Genomic DNA, 14,039 nt, shown 5'->3' with positions numbered 1-14,039 from the left:
CTGCTGGAGGCCGGCGGGGTGGCGGTGCCGGGACGGAACGCACAGAGAGGTCGGTTACGACTGTCATGCTCTCCCGGACCGCGGGCGTCTCGCCCGCACATCCCATGAGCGGGCGAGACGCCCGCGGTCCGAAAGACCATGACTCAGGCCGGATTCGGCCGCAGCACCCTGTGCAGGTCCAGCACCGGCGGGTCCTGGCCGAGCTGCGACAGCATCGTGTGGACCTGGCCGCGGTGATGGGTCTGGTGATTGAAGAAGTGCGGCAGGATCACCGATGCGGGGTCGGTCGTGTCGAAGCCGGAATTGTTGAGATAGCGAAGCTCGCGTTTCTCGAAGTCGGCCGGGAGCGCGGCAAAGAAGGCCTCGATGCGCCGGTCCATCGTCGCGCGCGCGGCGCGCAAAGCGTCGAACTCCTCGAACAGGATGGCGCCGAGATCGGTCGAGGGATGCGAGCCGCCTTCGAAGCGGGTCATCCAGATGCGGTCGCCCAGCACCAGGTGGTTTAGCGTGCCATGGACGCTGCCGAAGAATGCGCCGAGATTGCGCCGCCTCGCCTCGTCGGAGAGGGCGGCGCAGGCCTCGTAGAGCGTCTCATTGGCCAGCCGGTTGTAGAGGGCGTACTGCGCCCAGATGCCGTTCATCCGTTGAGACTAGTCGGCATTTCAGCGAGCGGCTGCTGAAACCCAGCGCACCAGGTCGCGGACAAGGCCGGCTACCACGGCGCTGCGCAGGCGATGCGCCCGCGTCGCATAGGTTTGACGCTCGGCGGGAGTGGGATAGGGAGCCGAAAACATCGGAAGTCCTCCAAAGTTGAAGGACACTTAATTGCTGGCTCGTGGAACCGTAATAGGTCATAGCTGACCATCACCTGTGAAATCAATTCACTAATCCCGCAATGATCGACCACGCCAGTGAGATGACCGCCTTCGTCCGGGTGGTCGATTCCAGGGGCTTTTCCGCCGCATCGGTCAGCCTCGGGCTGACCCCGTCGGCGGTCAGCAAGCTCGTTACGCGGCTCGAGACCCGGCTGGGCGTCCGCCTGCTGCAGCGCACGACCCGGGCGCTCCATCTCACCGCCGAGGGCGAGGTGTTCCATGCCGCGGCACGCCGCATCCTGGCCGAGATCGAGACCCTGGAGAACCAGATCTCCGGCCAGGGCAGCACGCCGCAGGGTCTGCTGCGCGTCACGACATCCCTCGCTTTCTCGACCCACCAGCTGACGCCGGTCCTGCCCGAGTTCCTGGCGCGCTACCCGCAGGTCCGGCTCGAGCTGCTGCCGACCGATCGCGTCGTCGACATGGTCGAGGAAGGCATGGACGTCGCGCTGCGCATCGGACGTCTGGCCGACACCAGCTTCATGGCGCGCAAGATCGGCGAGGACAGGCGGCTGATCTGCGCCGCCCCGTCGTATCTCGCGCAGCGCGGCGCGCCCGGCCGCCCCGAGGATCTGGCGCGGCACGACTGCATCCTGTCGCGCGAGCGTGCCGTGCTCAATCGCTGGCAGTTCCGCGTCGACGGCGAGCTGCGCATGATCGACGTGACCGGCCGCCTCGCCGTCGATGAGGGCGAGTTGCAGATGCAACTGGCCATGCAGGGCCTGGGCATCGTGCGCTTGACACGCCTGACCGTGGCCCGGGCCGTCCGCACGGGCGCGCTCGTGCCGCTGCTCAGCGAATTCTCGGCCGACGATCCCGTGGCCATTCACGCGGTCTATCCGCATCGCCGCCACCTCGCGCCGCGCGTGACGGCGTTCGTCAATTTCCTGGTCGAGAAATTCACGCCGTCGCCCTGGGAGATTTGAGCCGGGCGAGAATGTCGGAGAAGATGGGGCTGGAGAAGATTGGCCAGGATCGACCCAACCCGCGAGCAGTACACGAGGGAGAGGCAAGATGAATAGCGACACGGACATCTTCGTGCAGGCCTTCTGGGTCAGGTGCCGCGAGACGGTGCGCCCGGAGCTCGACCACGTGATCGACGCGCTGAAGGGCAACGGCCACGACGCGCACGTTTCGACCCAGGAATATTCCGACGTTCCCGACGATCTTCCCGACGCCGGCCCGTCGCTCGTGCTCACTGTCCATCCCAACGGTTCGGCCGACCCGCGCACGCTGAAGTTCCGGGGCGACGTCGGCGGCAAGGTGATCGAGGTCACGGCCACGCCGGGCGAGACCCATCGCTACGAAATGTCCGATCTCGAGTTGCCGATCGTGAAGCGCGAGGTGACCGACTGGCTCGCCAAGATCCTGAAATCCTGAACCTTTGGAGGAGTAGCATGCCCGACGCCATCGACGACCTGTTCCGCCGCTTCGGCAAGGCCTTCAACAAGGCCGATGTCGAGGAGATTGCCGCCTGCGTCACCGACGATTTCGAATGGCGCCTGAATGCCGGTGGCGCCCCCTCCGGCACCGTGCTCAGAGGCAAGGAAGGCCTGCGCGCCCATTTCGCCGACAAGAGCAAGGCCCATCGCCAGGCGCGCTACTCCGAAGCGCGCATCCATCGCGCCGGCGACAAGCTGTTCGGCACCTTTCGGGTCACCGGCATCGACCATGCCGGCAAGCCGTTCGACCGCTACGGCATCGACCTCTACGAGCTCAAAGACGGCAAGATCGCGCTCAAGGACAGCTACCTCAAGGTCGACTGAAGCATGACCAACGACACAGTGCTGTGGGCGGTCGACCGCCGCGGCGTGGCGACCGTTACCCTGAACCGGCCGCAGGTCAACAATGCGTACAACGGCGATCTGATCGAGGGCCTGCACGCGGCCATGGACGGGCTCGGCGGCACCGCCGGCCTGCGCATCGTCGTGCTGCGCGGCAACGGCCGGCATTTCCAGGCCGGCGCCGATCTCGCCTGGATCAGCAGCGTCGCCGGGCAATCGCCCGCCGAGAACGAGAGGGTGAGCCGGCGCACCGCCGAAGCGATCCGTCGCCTCGATACCTGCCCGGTGCCGACCCTCGCGCTGATCCAGGGCGGCTGCTTCGGCGGCGGCACCGGCATCGCCGCCGCCTGCGACGCGGTCGTGGCCTCGCAGGACGCGATCTTCTCGATCAGCGAGACGCGCTGGGGCCTGATGGCAGGTATCATCCTGCCTCAACTCTGCCAGGCCATGGCCCTGCGCCAAGTCCGTCGCTACGCCCTCACCGGCGAGCGCTTCGGCGCCGACGAGGCGCGCCGCCTCGGCCTTGTGCACGAGGTCTGCCCGACCGGTGGCCTGGAGGCCGCGGGCGAGAAGATCGTCGAGGCCGTCCTGATGAACGCGCCGGCAGCCACCACCGCGACCAAGCTCCGCTCGCTCGCCGCCGGCCGCGCCTTCGTCGACGACGGCGAGCTGCGCGACCTGATCGACGAGCACGCGCGCACCCGGCAACAGGCCGAAGCGGCCGAGGGCTTGGCGAGCTTCAAGGAGAAGCGCAAGCCCGCGTGGTATCCGGGGTAGGCATTCTCATGCGGACCGCGGGCGTCCCGCCCGCTCATGATTTCATGAGCGGGCGAGACGCCCGCGGTCCAAATGACTCAAGAACCGCAGCGCCGCATCGCAGTACATCGCATACACGGGCGCGATCGAGTCGATGTCCATCCACTCGTTGGCGGCGTGCATGTTGCCGAAGCTGACGCCGGGCGCACAGATCGTCGGCACGCCGCGGGCCGCCAGAAGATTGCCGATGTTCGATGGCCCGCAGACATCGGCCGGAATCGGACGGCCAAAGGCCCGGCTCGCCGCCTCGGTGAAGCTTTGTGCCAGGGGCGCATCGGCGCCGACGAGATAGGCCGGCCAGTGATCGACGGTCTCGATGCGTGCCTGCCGGTCGACTGCGTGCACGGTCTCCTCCAGCCAGCGGCTGGCGCTCGCGCCGTCGAAGGTGCGGGTGAGCCGGATATCGACGTGACAGGTCGCGCGATCGGGCACGACGCTGAATCCCTCGCCGCCTTCGAGGCGTGTGACTGTTGCCGCCGGACCGAAGGGAAAGGCCGGATCCGCCGCCGCAGGCAGGCGCACCTCCGCCACCCTCAGGGCAAAGGCGGCAGCCTTGGTCAGCGCGTTGATGCCCGTGCGCTCGACCGCGCCCGAGTGCTCGGCCTTGCCGAGGAAGGTGATCCGCGCCCGGAGAAAGCCGCGGCTGCCGACGACGACGCAGTCGTTGCCCGGATAGCCCAGCGATGCCGCATCGGGCGGCCGCGGGATTGCGTCGAGATAGGCGCGCACGCCACCGAACCGACCGGTGTGCTCGTCGGCATCGAACAGCACGTGGATGGCGCCACGCGGAAGCCCCTCTTGCGAAAGCCGCCGAGCCACGTGCGCCAAGATGGCGACGCCTGCCTTCGAATCGCCGGCGCCGCGCCCAAGCAGGCGCCTGCCGCGTACCGCGCCGGCGAAAGGTTGCTCGGTCCATTGCCCCCGGTCCCCCGCCGGCGCGGTGTCGATGCAAGCATCGAGGCACAGTACCGGGCCCGGCGCTCTGCCCGCGATCTCGACCAGCACGGCGACCGGCCGGCCGCCGTCGTCGTGCAGCACGCGCGGGCGCAGGCCATTCCCGGCGAGCCACGTGCGTGCAACGTCGAGCACGGCGTCGGGCGCATCGCTGCCGGCGCACGACGGTGTCGCAACCAGACGTGTCGCCAGCTCGACGATGCCGTCGATCGGGACGTAGCTCATGTCGTTCCATTCTCCTCGGCGCCATCGCGCGAGACGCTGGCGGCAGACGGGTTCAGCAATCGAGTGAGACTCGTCGCCAGGAGCGCGCCACTCCGATGGCGCTCTTCTTGTTGATTGCACATCCCATGAGCGCCATCGGAGTGGCGCGCTCCCGGCGAATGACGCCCTCTTCCATCGAAGCTGGCGCCCACTTTGGCGGCGTTAACTCCGCCACCAGTGGCGCAATCCCAGCAATGAGCTAATCCAGCCCCTCGAACAGGGTCGTCGACAGATAGCGTTCGGCGAAGTCAGGGACGATCACCACCACGCGCTTGCCGGGATTGGCCTTGCCGACCTCGATGGCGGCGGTGATGGCGGCGCCGCCGGAGATGCCGATCGGGATGCCTTCCTGGGTCGCCATGCTCTTGGCGGCCTCGAACGCCGCCTTGTTGCTCACCTTGACGACCTCGTCGATCACCGTGCGGTCGAGGATGTCGGGCACGAAGCCCGCGCCGATGCCCTGGATGGGATGGGGCGTGTGCTGGCCGCCCGACAGGACCGGGCTTGCCTCGGGCTCGACGGCGACTACCTTCAGGCTGGGCAGGCGCGGCTTCAGCGTCTGGCCGACGCCGGTGATGGTGCCGCCGGTGCCGACGCCCGCCACGAAGAAATCGAGCTTGCCGCCGGTGTCGCGCCAGATCTCCTCGGCCGTGGTGCGCACGTGCACGGCGGGATTGGCCGCGTTCTGGAACTGCTGCGGCATGATGCTGTCCGGCACCTCCTGCAGCAGCTCCTCCGCCCGGGCGATCGCGCCCTTCATGCCCTTCTCGCGCGGCGTCAGCTCGAGGCGGGCGCCGAGGAAGCGCAGCATCTTGCGCCGCTCGATCGACATCGAATCGGGCATGGTGAAGATCACCTTGTAGCCGCGCGCCGCGGCGACGAAGGCAAGCCCGATCCCGGTGTTGCCGGAGGTCGGCTCTATGATGGTGCTGGCGCCCGGCTTCAGCTTGCCCGCCTTCTCGGCGGCCTCGATCATCGATACGCCGATGCGGTCCTTGACCGACGACATCGGGTTGAAGAACTCGAGCTTGGCCAGGATCTCGGCCGTCACCCCGGCCTGTTGCGGCAGGCGATTGAGCCGCACCAGCGGCGTCGCCCCCATGGTCTCCGTGATGTCGCCGTAGATGCGGCCGCGAAACTCCGTCCCTGTCTCCGCCATGGCTCTACTCCGCTGCTGCGCGCCGGGCCGTTGCGTCCGGCTCGAGCTTGTAGGTGGTGAACTGGCGATTGAGCGCCGGCATCGGGCAGGCCTCGAGATGGCCCTCGCCCGGCCGCATCAGGATCATCGCCGTGGTCGCGCTCATGACCCCGCGCACGCTGGGCCGCGGCGGCCGGCACACCGACCAGGGGGCCCCCCAGTCATCGAAGAAAGCCTGGCGGAAATCGCCGAGCGAGAGCTTGCCGCGCCTGGGCTCGAGGCGCTCGCGCACCCGCTTGTCGCGATAGATCGAGCACGGCGTCTCGGCGAGGCCGGTGTCCTTTACCCTGGCCCGTGCCGACGGCGCGATCCAGTGGTTGGCATGAACGTAGAGTCCATCCTCCGGCGTCAGCCAGAAGGTCTCGTCGGGCGCGCATTCGAAGCCGAACGCCTCGCCGTCGCAATGGCTCACCGCCATATGGTTGGAGCCGAGCTTGGGCGTCGCCACGATGGTATGCACCGCCTGGGCGAGATGTGCGCTCTCCAGCACCTTGCGCCGCACGAAGGGCAGCGGCACGCCGGGCCCGCGCTGGTAGTCGCGGTCGCACTCCAGCGCATTGGCCGTGAGGCCGATGCCGGCCGAGTTGAGGCCCGAGCGGGCGAGCCCACCGGCTTCGGTGAAGGTGAGAATATCCGGCCCGTCGTCGCGGCGGATGCGCAGCACCACGCCGGTCTCGGCGCATTCGGCCCGCCAGTCCCAGTTCTGGCCGTGCAACAGCACACCGTCGGCACTGACCGACGGCAGCGCGAGCGCGGCGGTGCAGCCGTCGGGTAGCAGCTGCTCCTTCTCCTTCTGCTTGCGCGCCGCCACCACCATCTCGGTGCGGGCGTTCATCAGGACGACACCGGCAAACGGCTCGCCCGATCCCTCGGCAATGCCACGCATCTCCTCGACGTAGCTCGGATCGAACCTCTCGATCGCCGGCACCATCGCCTCGGCGCGGCGTTCGAGCTCGCGCCAGTCGACGCCGCTTTTCAGGAGCGACTCCGAGTACATGCGGATGCCACGTCGCAGGCGATCGGCGGCTGCCTTGCCATGCGTGCGGCCACGCTCGCGCGGGCTGCCGAAAATCTCGATGAGGGGAAACGGGGCGTAGGTGGTCATGTCATGGGTGTCCCAGCAGGGCCTGACGGAACCGGTCCTTGAGATGGGCGCCGTCCTGCGGCGGCATGACGAACTCGAGCTTCTCGACCATCACCTTGACGAGGCGGAAGATCGGGCCCTTGGCAGCGCGCAGATCCTTGACCAGCTGTGCCACCTGGCTCGCCTCGCGCACGGTGCCGGTGTCGGCGATGCCACAGCCCCTTGCCACCATCGCCAGGTCGGTGCCGGCGCCCGAATCGGTGGGGCCGTTATTGCGCGGGCTGGTGTGGGTCGCCTGGTTGCCGGTCTCGCCGAACTTCTCGTTGTCGAGCACGCAAATCGCGAGGTTGTCGGGCTGCTGGGTCGCCACGGTGGCAAGTGAGCCCAGGCTCATCAGCATGTCGCCGTCGCCGGTGATCACCAGCACGCGCCTGGAAGGCTGGGCCAGCGCCAGGCCGAGGCCCATGCCGACCGGCGCGCCCATGCCGCCCCACATCGGCATGTTGAGCGGCCGGTCACCGGCTTCAGTGATGTCCCAGTTCGACGAACCGAGCCCGCCAATCACCAGGAGATTGTCGTCGGCGTTGGCGAGGATCTGCTTCACCAACGGGCGCCGCTGCAGCGTTGCCTTGGTCATGTCACTTCTTCCCGAAACTCTTGATGCCGATCAGCTTCTGGCGCAGCAGCACCGCCACCGCTTGGCCGCCGTTGAAAGCCGCGCGCGTTGCCGCATCGACCGTCGCTCGCACATCCTCGGCCTTGTCGACCGAATAGAGCAGCACGCCCATCGCCTCCAGCACCTTGGGCGTGCCCTGCCCCATGGGAAACTGCCACGAATTGAACTCGCCGTAGTCGCCGCGCATAGTGATCAGGGTCAGGAACGGAAAGCGCAGGGTCTTGGTGAGGCCCATCAGGTTGATCGTGTTGCCGACGCCCGAACTCTGCATGAGCGTCACCGACCGCTGCCCGCCCAGCCACGCGCCCGCGGCCAGCGCGATGCCCTCCTCCTCGGTGGTGAGCGGTACGGTCCGAATCGAGTTCGAGCGCTGGCAGTGCTCGATCAGCCGCGCATGACCGGCGTCCGGTACGTGATAGACCTGCCTGATGTCGTGCTCCTGCAGCACGTCGAAAATCTGGTCGCGCCAGTCGGCGCTTGCCTGGGCGGCACTCGTCTCGGCGTTCATGTCTCTCCCATTATCATGGCTTCAGGACCGCAAGGACCACGATAGCGGCAATCGGGCAAGGTCAGATCCCCACCTAGTTTACATACTACTATGCGGGAATGAGGCTGCTTTCCAGCCACGGTCGCACAGGTGCCAATTGTAGTCGAACCAGCCATGTCCTCATCCTGAGGAGCGCCAGACAGGCGCGTCTCGAAGGATGGGCTTCATAGGAACTCGCAAAACATGCCAGTTCGAAGCACCCATCGTGCTGCCCATCCTTCGAGGCAGCCGCTGCGCGGCTACCTCAGGATGAGGGCGTTGTGGCCTCGACCAGAGATGGCGCCTACAGGGGTTTCAGGACCGCCAGAAACACGATCCCGATCATCAGCATGGTCGGCACCTCGTTCCAGAAGCGATACTGGCGTGCCGACCTCGTGTTGCGATCAGCCTCGAAATCCTTGCGCCAGCGTGCATACAGGTGGTGGATCACGGTAAGGCCGGCCACGAGGGCGAACTTGATCTGCCACCAGCCGGCGTGCCACCAGTCGCCGCGCCAGGCGAGTAGCAGGCCGAAAATCCAGACCAGGATCATCGCCGGATTCATGATGCCGCGCAGCAGGCGGCGCTCCATGACCTTGAAAGTCTCGCTCTCCTTGGAGCCCGGCGCGGCATCGGCGTGATAGACGAACAGGCGCGGCAGGTAGAGCAGGCCCGCCATCCAGGCGATCACCGCGATGATATGCAGGGCCTTGAAGGTCTCGTAGAGCATCACAGCACCGCGCGGACCAGGTTGGCGAGCCCGCCGATGAACAATGGATGGGTGCCCACTGTCGGAACGCGGATGTAGGCCGGCACACCCTTCCGGGTCGCAAGATGGCGATACTCGATGTCGAGCTCGACCAGGGTCTCGGAGTGTTCCGACACGAAGGACAGCGGATAGAGCACGACAGCCCGCCGGTCACGACCGGCGCGCCCGATCTCCGCATCGGTCGATGGCCCGATCCATTTCAGCGGGCCGACCCGGCTCTGGTAGCACACAGACCAGTCGACGAGGCCCATGGCCTTGGCGATGGCGTTGGCCGTCTGCTCGACCTGCGACTGATAGGGATCGCCTGCCCTGATCACGCGCTCGGGCAGGCCGTGCGCGGAGAACAGCACGCGGGTCGGCTGCCGGCCGGCCTGGGTCATGCCCTGCTGCAGCAACGCCACGGACGCCGCGATGAATCCCGGCTCGACCGGATAGGACTCGATGATCCTGGTCGGCACCTTGAACTTCGCGACGTCGTTCCATGCCTTGAACGACGAAGCCGTCGTCGCGGTCGAATATTGCGGATAGAGCGGCAGCAGCACGATGCGGTCGGGCGCGAAGCGCGTCACCGAGCGCACCACCGCCTCGGTCATCGGATGCCAGTAGCGCATGCAGACATAGCCGCGCCATTCGTGCTCGCCGCCCAACGCCTCTTCCAGCGCCCGCGCCTGCGCCTCGGTCTGCCCGAGAATCGGCGAGGCGCCGCCGATCTTGTCGTAGATCGCCCGTGCCGTCGGCGCACGCCGTCGCGCCAGGAAGCTCGCCAGCGGTCCGCGCACGAAGGACGGCACGCGCAGGATCGCCGGATCAGCGAACAGGTTGCGCAGGAAGGGCTGCACGGCCTCCAGCGAATCGGGCCCGCCGAGATTGAACAGGATGATGGCGATCTTCACGGCGTCACGACACCGAGGGCTTCCAGTTGTGCACGATATCCACGAGATGCGCCACGTGGTCAGGCGGTGTCTGCGGCACCACGCCATGGCCGAGATTGAACACGAAGGGACCGTGGCCGAGCTTGTCGAGAATGCGCGTCGCCTCGCGCTCCATCGCCACGCCGCCCGTGACCAGCATGATGGGATCGAGATTGCCCTGCACGCAGATGTGCGGCTGCAGTTCCCTGGCCGCCCAATGCGCGCCGATGCCGGTATCGAGCGATAGCGCGGCGAACGCATCGGGCCTGCGATACATCAGGGCAGCCGGGCCGACAGCACGGGGAAAAGCCAGGATCGGCGTCCGGGGATGGCGCGCACGTACGGCGTGGGCGATCCGCACCAGGGGCTCGAGCGACCAGCTGAACAGCTGCTCCTCGGGCAGAACACCAGCCCACGAATCGAAGAGCTGGACGGCATCGGCGCCGGCCTCGATCTGGCAGGTGAGATGATCGACCACTGCCTCGACCAGCAGGTCGATCAGCAAGGCGAAGGATTCGGGATGGCCATAGGCCCAGCCCTTCACCTTGGCGAAGTCACGGCTGCTGCCGCCTTCGATCATGTAGCAGGCGAGCGTGAAGGGCGCGCCAGCAAAGCCCAGCAGTGCCGTTTCGGCCGGCAACGTCTCTCGTGTCAGTCGAATTGCGTCGTAGACCGGGGCCAGGCGTTCGGGCAGGCGGGCACGCGACAGCTGGCCGAACTGGACCGGATCGGTCAGCGGCTCGAGCTTCGGCCCCTCGCCCTCCTCGAACCAGACCTTTTGTCCGAGCGCATCGGGCACGACGAGGATGTCGGAGAAGATGATGGCGGCGTCGAGCCCGAAGCGACGAATCGGCTGCAGGGTGACCTCGACCGCCTTGTCCGGCGTGTAGCAGAAATCGAGGAACGATCGCGTGGTCGCCCGCACGGCGCGATACTCCGGCAGGTAGCGACCAGCCTGCCGCATCAGCCAGATCGGCGGCGTCGGAAAGCGTGCCCCGCCCAGGGTTTCCAGGAACTTTCCTCGCCTCACCGGTTTTCCTTCATGGCTTCCCTCATACCTTCTCATGAAAGGTAGTAGGAGTCGTAGAGCATGTGGCACATGGGGATGCGCCTTATTGGTCGACCCTCCCCAGGTGCCTGTGGACCGGCGATGTCTGGTTTCATGGGGCCGGATGGGTCGTTCCCCAGGTCTCAGGAGGGTCGGCCGAAGGTGTCCGCATGGGATGAGGACGGGGACCCGAAGGGCAAGCCGGGTCCCGATTCGGGATGGCCGGCGCATGCCACCGACTTGTCCCCGCCTTGCCATCGGCAATCCACGATTCCGCCCCGCCGGTCTGTGGGGTAAATAAGGTCCGTGGCGAACCGTAACTTCCACGTTCATTTGGTTTCCGACTCGACCGGCGAGACGGTATCGAGTGTGGCCCGCGCATGCCTCGTGCAATACGAAGGCATCTTCGTGCAGGAGCATGTCTGGTCGCTGGTGCGCACGTCCGGACAGATGAACAAGATCATGCAGGCGGTCGAGCGCGATCGCGGGCCTGTTCTCTACACTTTGGTCGATCCGGAGTTGCGCGACCAGCTGCGCGATCATTGCCGGCGCCTGCAGCTGCCCTGCGTCGGCGTGCTTGACCAGGCGATGAGCGTGTTGGCCGTGCACTTCCATTCCAAGAGCGAGCAGTGGCCGGGCCGCCAGCACCAGCTTGACGAAGGCTATTTCGACCGCATCGATGCGATGCACTACACGCTGGCGCACGACGACGGCCAGTCGGCCCACGATCTCGACGATGCCGATGTCATCCTGGTCGGGCCGTCGCGCACCTCCAAGACGCCGACCTGCGTCTACCTCGCCAACCGCGGCGTTCGGGCGGCCAACGTGCCGCTGGTGCCGGCGGTCGATCCGCCGATCGAGCTCGAGCAGGCCAAGCGGCCCCTGGTCGTCGGCCTGATCACCGATCCCGAGCGGCTGGTGCAGATCCGGGTCAACCGCCTGCGGCTCCTGCAGCGCGACACCGAGACCGAGTACACCGACATGGAGCGCGTGCAGCGCGAGATCCAGGAGGCGCGGCGTCTCTATGCCCGGCGCAAATGGGCGACCATCGACGTCACCCGGCGATCGATCGAGGAGACGGCGGCGGCCATACTGCAGATGCTGGCGACGCGCCGCGAGCAGCGGCTGCAGGTGGAGTAGGCTCATGGCTGGGAGCGAGCCACTCCGATGGCGCTCATGGGTTCTGTGATTGGGAAGAAGAGCGCCATCGGAATGGTGCGCTCCCGGCGGAAGAGCTTGTTTCTCTGCCAGCGGCGCGCTCCAAAAAAGAGGAGGTGGACATGACCGCGATCCTTGTGCGTCGACCAGCTTTCCTTTCCCTTGGTCTCCTTCTGATGGCTTCGGCGGCACTCGCCGCGAACGGCATCGATGTCAGGCGTGGCGCCGACTCCACGGTGTTCGGCAATTGCGTGCCGAGCCTGGAGGTGGAGAACAGGTCGTCGGAGACCATCGACTATCTGCAGGTCGATGTCGCGGTCTCCCTGGGCAATGGCCAGGAGCGCACCGTGGAGCTGAAATCGGCCTACCGTGAGGGTGTGCTCCATCCGATCCAGCCCGGGGGCAGGGCAGTCCTGAAACAGCATCTCGATACCTCTCTGGCGCTGGGCGTCGGCTGCGGCGACGTCAAGAGCCGCAAGGTCGTGCGCACGATCTGCGAGGCGGCGGGCGGCAAAGAATGCGCGTCTTCGGTGTCTGTCCAGCCGTAGTCAAGCGGCGCGGCGCACCGGCTGCCGCCGGCTGCGAGGTGGAGTTTTTGGCTCTTGCCTCCCCCGATTACGGGGGAGGCAAGTAAGGCTTATGCTCCCGGCCGGATGCTGACCCTCCGTCAGATCGAGGTCATCCGGGCCATCATGGTCACCGGCACGGTGGGCGGTGCGGCGCGCCTGCTCAACGTGTCGTCACCGGGCATCAGCCGGGTGATGAAGCATGCCGAGCCGACGCTCGGCATGAAGCTGTTCAGCCACCGCCACGGCCGCTATGCGCCGAGCCCGGAGGCGCGCGACATCTTCGCCCAGGTGAATGCGGTCTACGATAAGGTCGGCGACCTGCAATACGTCAACTTGATCATGGACGTTACTTTTGCTCTCCGGCATCTAGGCGTGGGAGCCGCACGGAGTTTCGGGGAGGAAGTGGTGCGTAAGGAACGCGCGTCGAGGATATGGCCGAACAAGTCCATCTCCCGGCTCTTCCCGGATCGAGGCCTCGCACCGATAACGGAGAGACGCGCATGACGGAACGGCGGCTGGTTGGGCTGATCGGCACCAACATCGGCAAATCGCTGTCGCCCTTCCTGCATGAGGACGCGTTCGCGGCCGCGGGCGTCATCGGTCACTACCATCTGATGGACGTGTCGGTGCTGCCGGGTCGTCGGCTCGAGGATCTTCTGGCGGCGGCACGCACCGCGGGCTTTGCCGGGGTCAACGTCACGCACCCTTTCAAGGAAGCAGTGATCCCGCTGCTCGACATGGTGGCCGCCGAGGCGCGGGAGATCGGCGCGGTCAACACGGTGGTGTTCGACCGGAATGGCGGCACCACCGGCCACAACACCGATTGCTCGGGCTTTCGCCAGGCCTTCATCGAGGCGCTGGGCGAGGATGCCGCGCGCGCGCAGGCCGTGTTGCTGCTGGGCAGCGGTGGTGCCGGCCGTGCCGTCGCCTTCGCCCTGATGTCGCTCGGCGTGGCGATGCTCAAGATCTTCGACCAGGACGCCGCCCGTGCGGCCGGCCTCTGCGCCGACCTCATCCAGCGCTTCGGCGCCGGCCGCTGCGAGCTGTTGTCCGATCCCGAAGCCGCCGCCGCCTCGGTTGCGGGAATCGTCAATGCGACGCCGGTCGGCATGGCGGGCTACTCCGGCGTGCCGCTGCCAACCCGACTCGTTCAGCCGGCGCAGTTCGTCGCCGACGTGATCTACACGCCGATCGACACCGAGTTCGTGCTGGCGGCGCGGGCCAAGGGCTGCCGGACGATGAACGGTGGCGGCATGTGCGTGCACCAGGCCGTCGATGCGTTCCGCTATTTCACCGGCTGGACGCCGGACGCGGAGCGCATGCGGCGGCGCTTCGAGACGGCGCTCGCGGAGCGGGAGGCGGGTTGACTCTTTCCCCCCGTCATCGGGTGTCATCGGGGGAGGTACC

The 14,039-nt window shown here is 67.0% G+C and carries 18 protein-coding genes; 8 read left to right on the top strand and 10 right to left on the bottom strand.

Features of this window, described 5'->3' with window-relative positions:
* Positions 1 to 143 precede the first annotated feature (143 nt).
* Positions 144 to 641 (bottom strand): DinB family protein, encoded by a 498-nt coding sequence (locus tag AB7O82_RS21895; RefSeq protein ID WP_428620176.1) that lies wholly within the window; start codon positions 639 to 641, stop codon positions 144 to 146.
* 21 nt (positions 642 to 662) lie between these two features.
* Positions 663 to 794, bottom strand: coding sequence for an RSP_7527 family protein (locus AB7O82_RS21890; protein ID WP_428538410.1), 132 nt, complete (start codon positions 792 to 794; stop codon positions 663 to 665).
* A gap of 122 nt (positions 795 to 916) precedes the next feature.
* Here AB7O82_RS21890 and AB7O82_RS21885 point away from each other — a divergent pair, with 122 nt between their 5' ends.
* The 4 genes from AB7O82_RS21885 (at position 917) to AB7O82_RS21870 (ending at position 3,436) form a co-directional block, all read left to right on the top strand.
* On the top strand, positions 917 to 1,801 hold the full coding sequence (locus tag AB7O82_RS21885; RefSeq protein WP_428620175.1) for a LysR family transcriptional regulator: 885 nt from the start codon (positions 917 to 919) through the stop codon (positions 1,799 to 1,801).
* Between the two features lie 88 nt (positions 1,802 to 1,889).
* Positions 1,890 to 2,255 (top strand): hypothetical protein, encoded by a 366-nt coding sequence (locus AB7O82_RS21880; protein ID WP_428538416.1) that lies wholly within the window; start codon positions 1,890 to 1,892, stop codon positions 2,253 to 2,255.
* Positions 2,256 to 2,272: 17 nt separating this feature from the next.
* A complete protein-coding gene (locus tag AB7O82_RS21875) occupies positions 2,273 to 2,641 on the top strand; it encodes a nuclear transport factor 2 family protein (protein WP_428538419.1) in 369 nt (122 codons plus the stop codon).
* A 3-nt stretch (positions 2,642 to 2,644) separates the two neighbouring features.
* Positions 2,645 to 3,436, top strand: coding sequence for an enoyl-CoA hydratase-related protein (locus tag AB7O82_RS21870; RefSeq protein ID WP_428538422.1), 792 nt, complete (start codon positions 2,645 to 2,647; stop codon positions 3,434 to 3,436).
* Between the two features lie 42 nt (positions 3,437 to 3,478).
* Here the strand turns inward: AB7O82_RS21870 and AB7O82_RS21865 are convergent, their stop codons facing one another.
* The 8 genes from AB7O82_RS21865 to hemE form a co-directional block, all read right to left on the bottom strand.
* On the bottom strand, positions 3,479 to 4,654 hold the full coding sequence (locus tag AB7O82_RS21865) for a M20 family metallopeptidase (RefSeq protein WP_428620173.1): 1,176 nt from the start codon (positions 4,652 to 4,654) through the stop codon (positions 3,479 to 3,481).
* A gap of 238 nt (positions 4,655 to 4,892) precedes the next feature.
* Complete coding sequence (gene cysK, locus AB7O82_RS21860; RefSeq protein WP_428548518.1) at positions 4,893 to 5,852, bottom strand: cysteine synthase A; 960 nt, start codon at positions 5,850 to 5,852, stop codon at positions 4,893 to 4,895.
* A 4-nt stretch (positions 5,853 to 5,856) separates the two neighbouring features.
* A complete protein-coding gene (locus AB7O82_RS21855) occupies positions 5,857 to 6,996 on the bottom strand; it encodes a C45 family autoproteolytic acyltransferase/hydolase (RefSeq protein ID WP_428620171.1) in 1,140 nt (379 codons plus the stop codon).
* Position 6,997: 1 nt separating this feature from the next.
* Positions 6,998 to 7,612: a thiamine pyrophosphate-dependent enzyme gene (locus AB7O82_RS21850; RefSeq protein WP_428548512.1), complete on the bottom strand. Its 615-nt coding sequence runs from the start codon at positions 7,610 to 7,612 to the stop codon at positions 6,998 to 7,000.
* A 1-nt stretch (position 7,613) separates the two neighbouring features.
* Complete coding sequence (locus AB7O82_RS21845) at positions 7,614 to 8,159, bottom strand: thiamine pyrophosphate-binding protein (RefSeq protein WP_428548509.1); 546 nt, start codon at positions 8,157 to 8,159, stop codon at positions 7,614 to 7,616.
* A gap of 322 nt (positions 8,160 to 8,481) precedes the next feature.
* Positions 8,482 to 8,907 carry a protoporphyrinogen oxidase HemJ gene (hemJ, locus tag AB7O82_RS21840; RefSeq protein WP_428620170.1) on the bottom strand — a complete coding sequence of 142 codons (426 nt, stop codon included), beginning with the start codon at positions 8,905 to 8,907 and terminating at the stop codon, positions 8,482 to 8,484.
* On the bottom strand, positions 8,907 to 9,839 hold the full coding sequence (gene hemH, locus AB7O82_RS21835; protein ID WP_428548503.1) for a ferrochelatase: 933 nt from the start codon (positions 9,837 to 9,839) through the stop codon (positions 8,907 to 8,909). The genes hemJ and hemH overlap by 1 nt, the downstream gene beginning before the upstream one ends.
* Positions 9,840 to 9,843: 4 nt before the next feature.
* On the bottom strand, positions 9,844 to 10,923 hold the full coding sequence (gene hemE, locus AB7O82_RS21830; RefSeq protein ID WP_428548500.1) for a uroporphyrinogen decarboxylase: 1,080 nt from the start codon (positions 10,921 to 10,923) through the stop codon (positions 9,844 to 9,846).
* Positions 10,924 to 11,211: 288 nt separating this feature from the next.
* Here hemE and AB7O82_RS21825 point away from each other — a divergent pair, with 288 nt between their 5' ends.
* The 4 genes from AB7O82_RS21825 to AB7O82_RS21810 all read left to right on the top strand — a co-directional run bounded on the left by AB7O82_RS21825 (position 11,212) and on the right by AB7O82_RS21810 (position 13,999).
* The gene (locus tag AB7O82_RS21825) at positions 11,212 to 12,045 is read left to right on the top strand and encodes a pyruvate, water dikinase regulatory protein (protein ID WP_428548497.1); all 834 of its coding nucleotides are present in this window, start codon (positions 11,212 to 11,214) and stop codon (positions 12,043 to 12,045) included.
* Between the two features lie 140 nt (positions 12,046 to 12,185).
* Positions 12,186 to 12,611, top strand: coding sequence for a hypothetical protein (locus AB7O82_RS21820; RefSeq protein WP_428620169.1), 426 nt, complete (start codon positions 12,186 to 12,188; stop codon positions 12,609 to 12,611).
* Between the two features lie 105 nt (positions 12,612 to 12,716).
* Positions 12,717 to 13,136, top strand: a complete 420-nt coding sequence (locus AB7O82_RS21815; protein WP_428620167.1) for a LysR family transcriptional regulator — start codon at positions 12,717 to 12,719, stop codon at positions 13,134 to 13,136.
* Positions 13,133 to 13,999: a shikimate dehydrogenase gene (locus AB7O82_RS21810; RefSeq protein WP_428548489.1), complete on the top strand. Its 867-nt coding sequence runs from the start codon at positions 13,133 to 13,135 to the stop codon at positions 13,997 to 13,999. Before AB7O82_RS21815 ends, AB7O82_RS21810 begins: the two co-directional genes overlap by 4 nt.
* Positions 14,000 to 14,039 lie beyond the last annotated feature (40 nt).

It is taken from the genome of Reyranella sp. (genome assembly GCF_050185545.1).
Classification (GTDB): Bacteria; Pseudomonadota; Alphaproteobacteria; order Reyranellales; family Reyranellaceae; genus Reyranella.
Note: the sequence above shows the minus strand (reverse complement) of the source record. Positions and strands in the feature narration are given on the sequence as shown.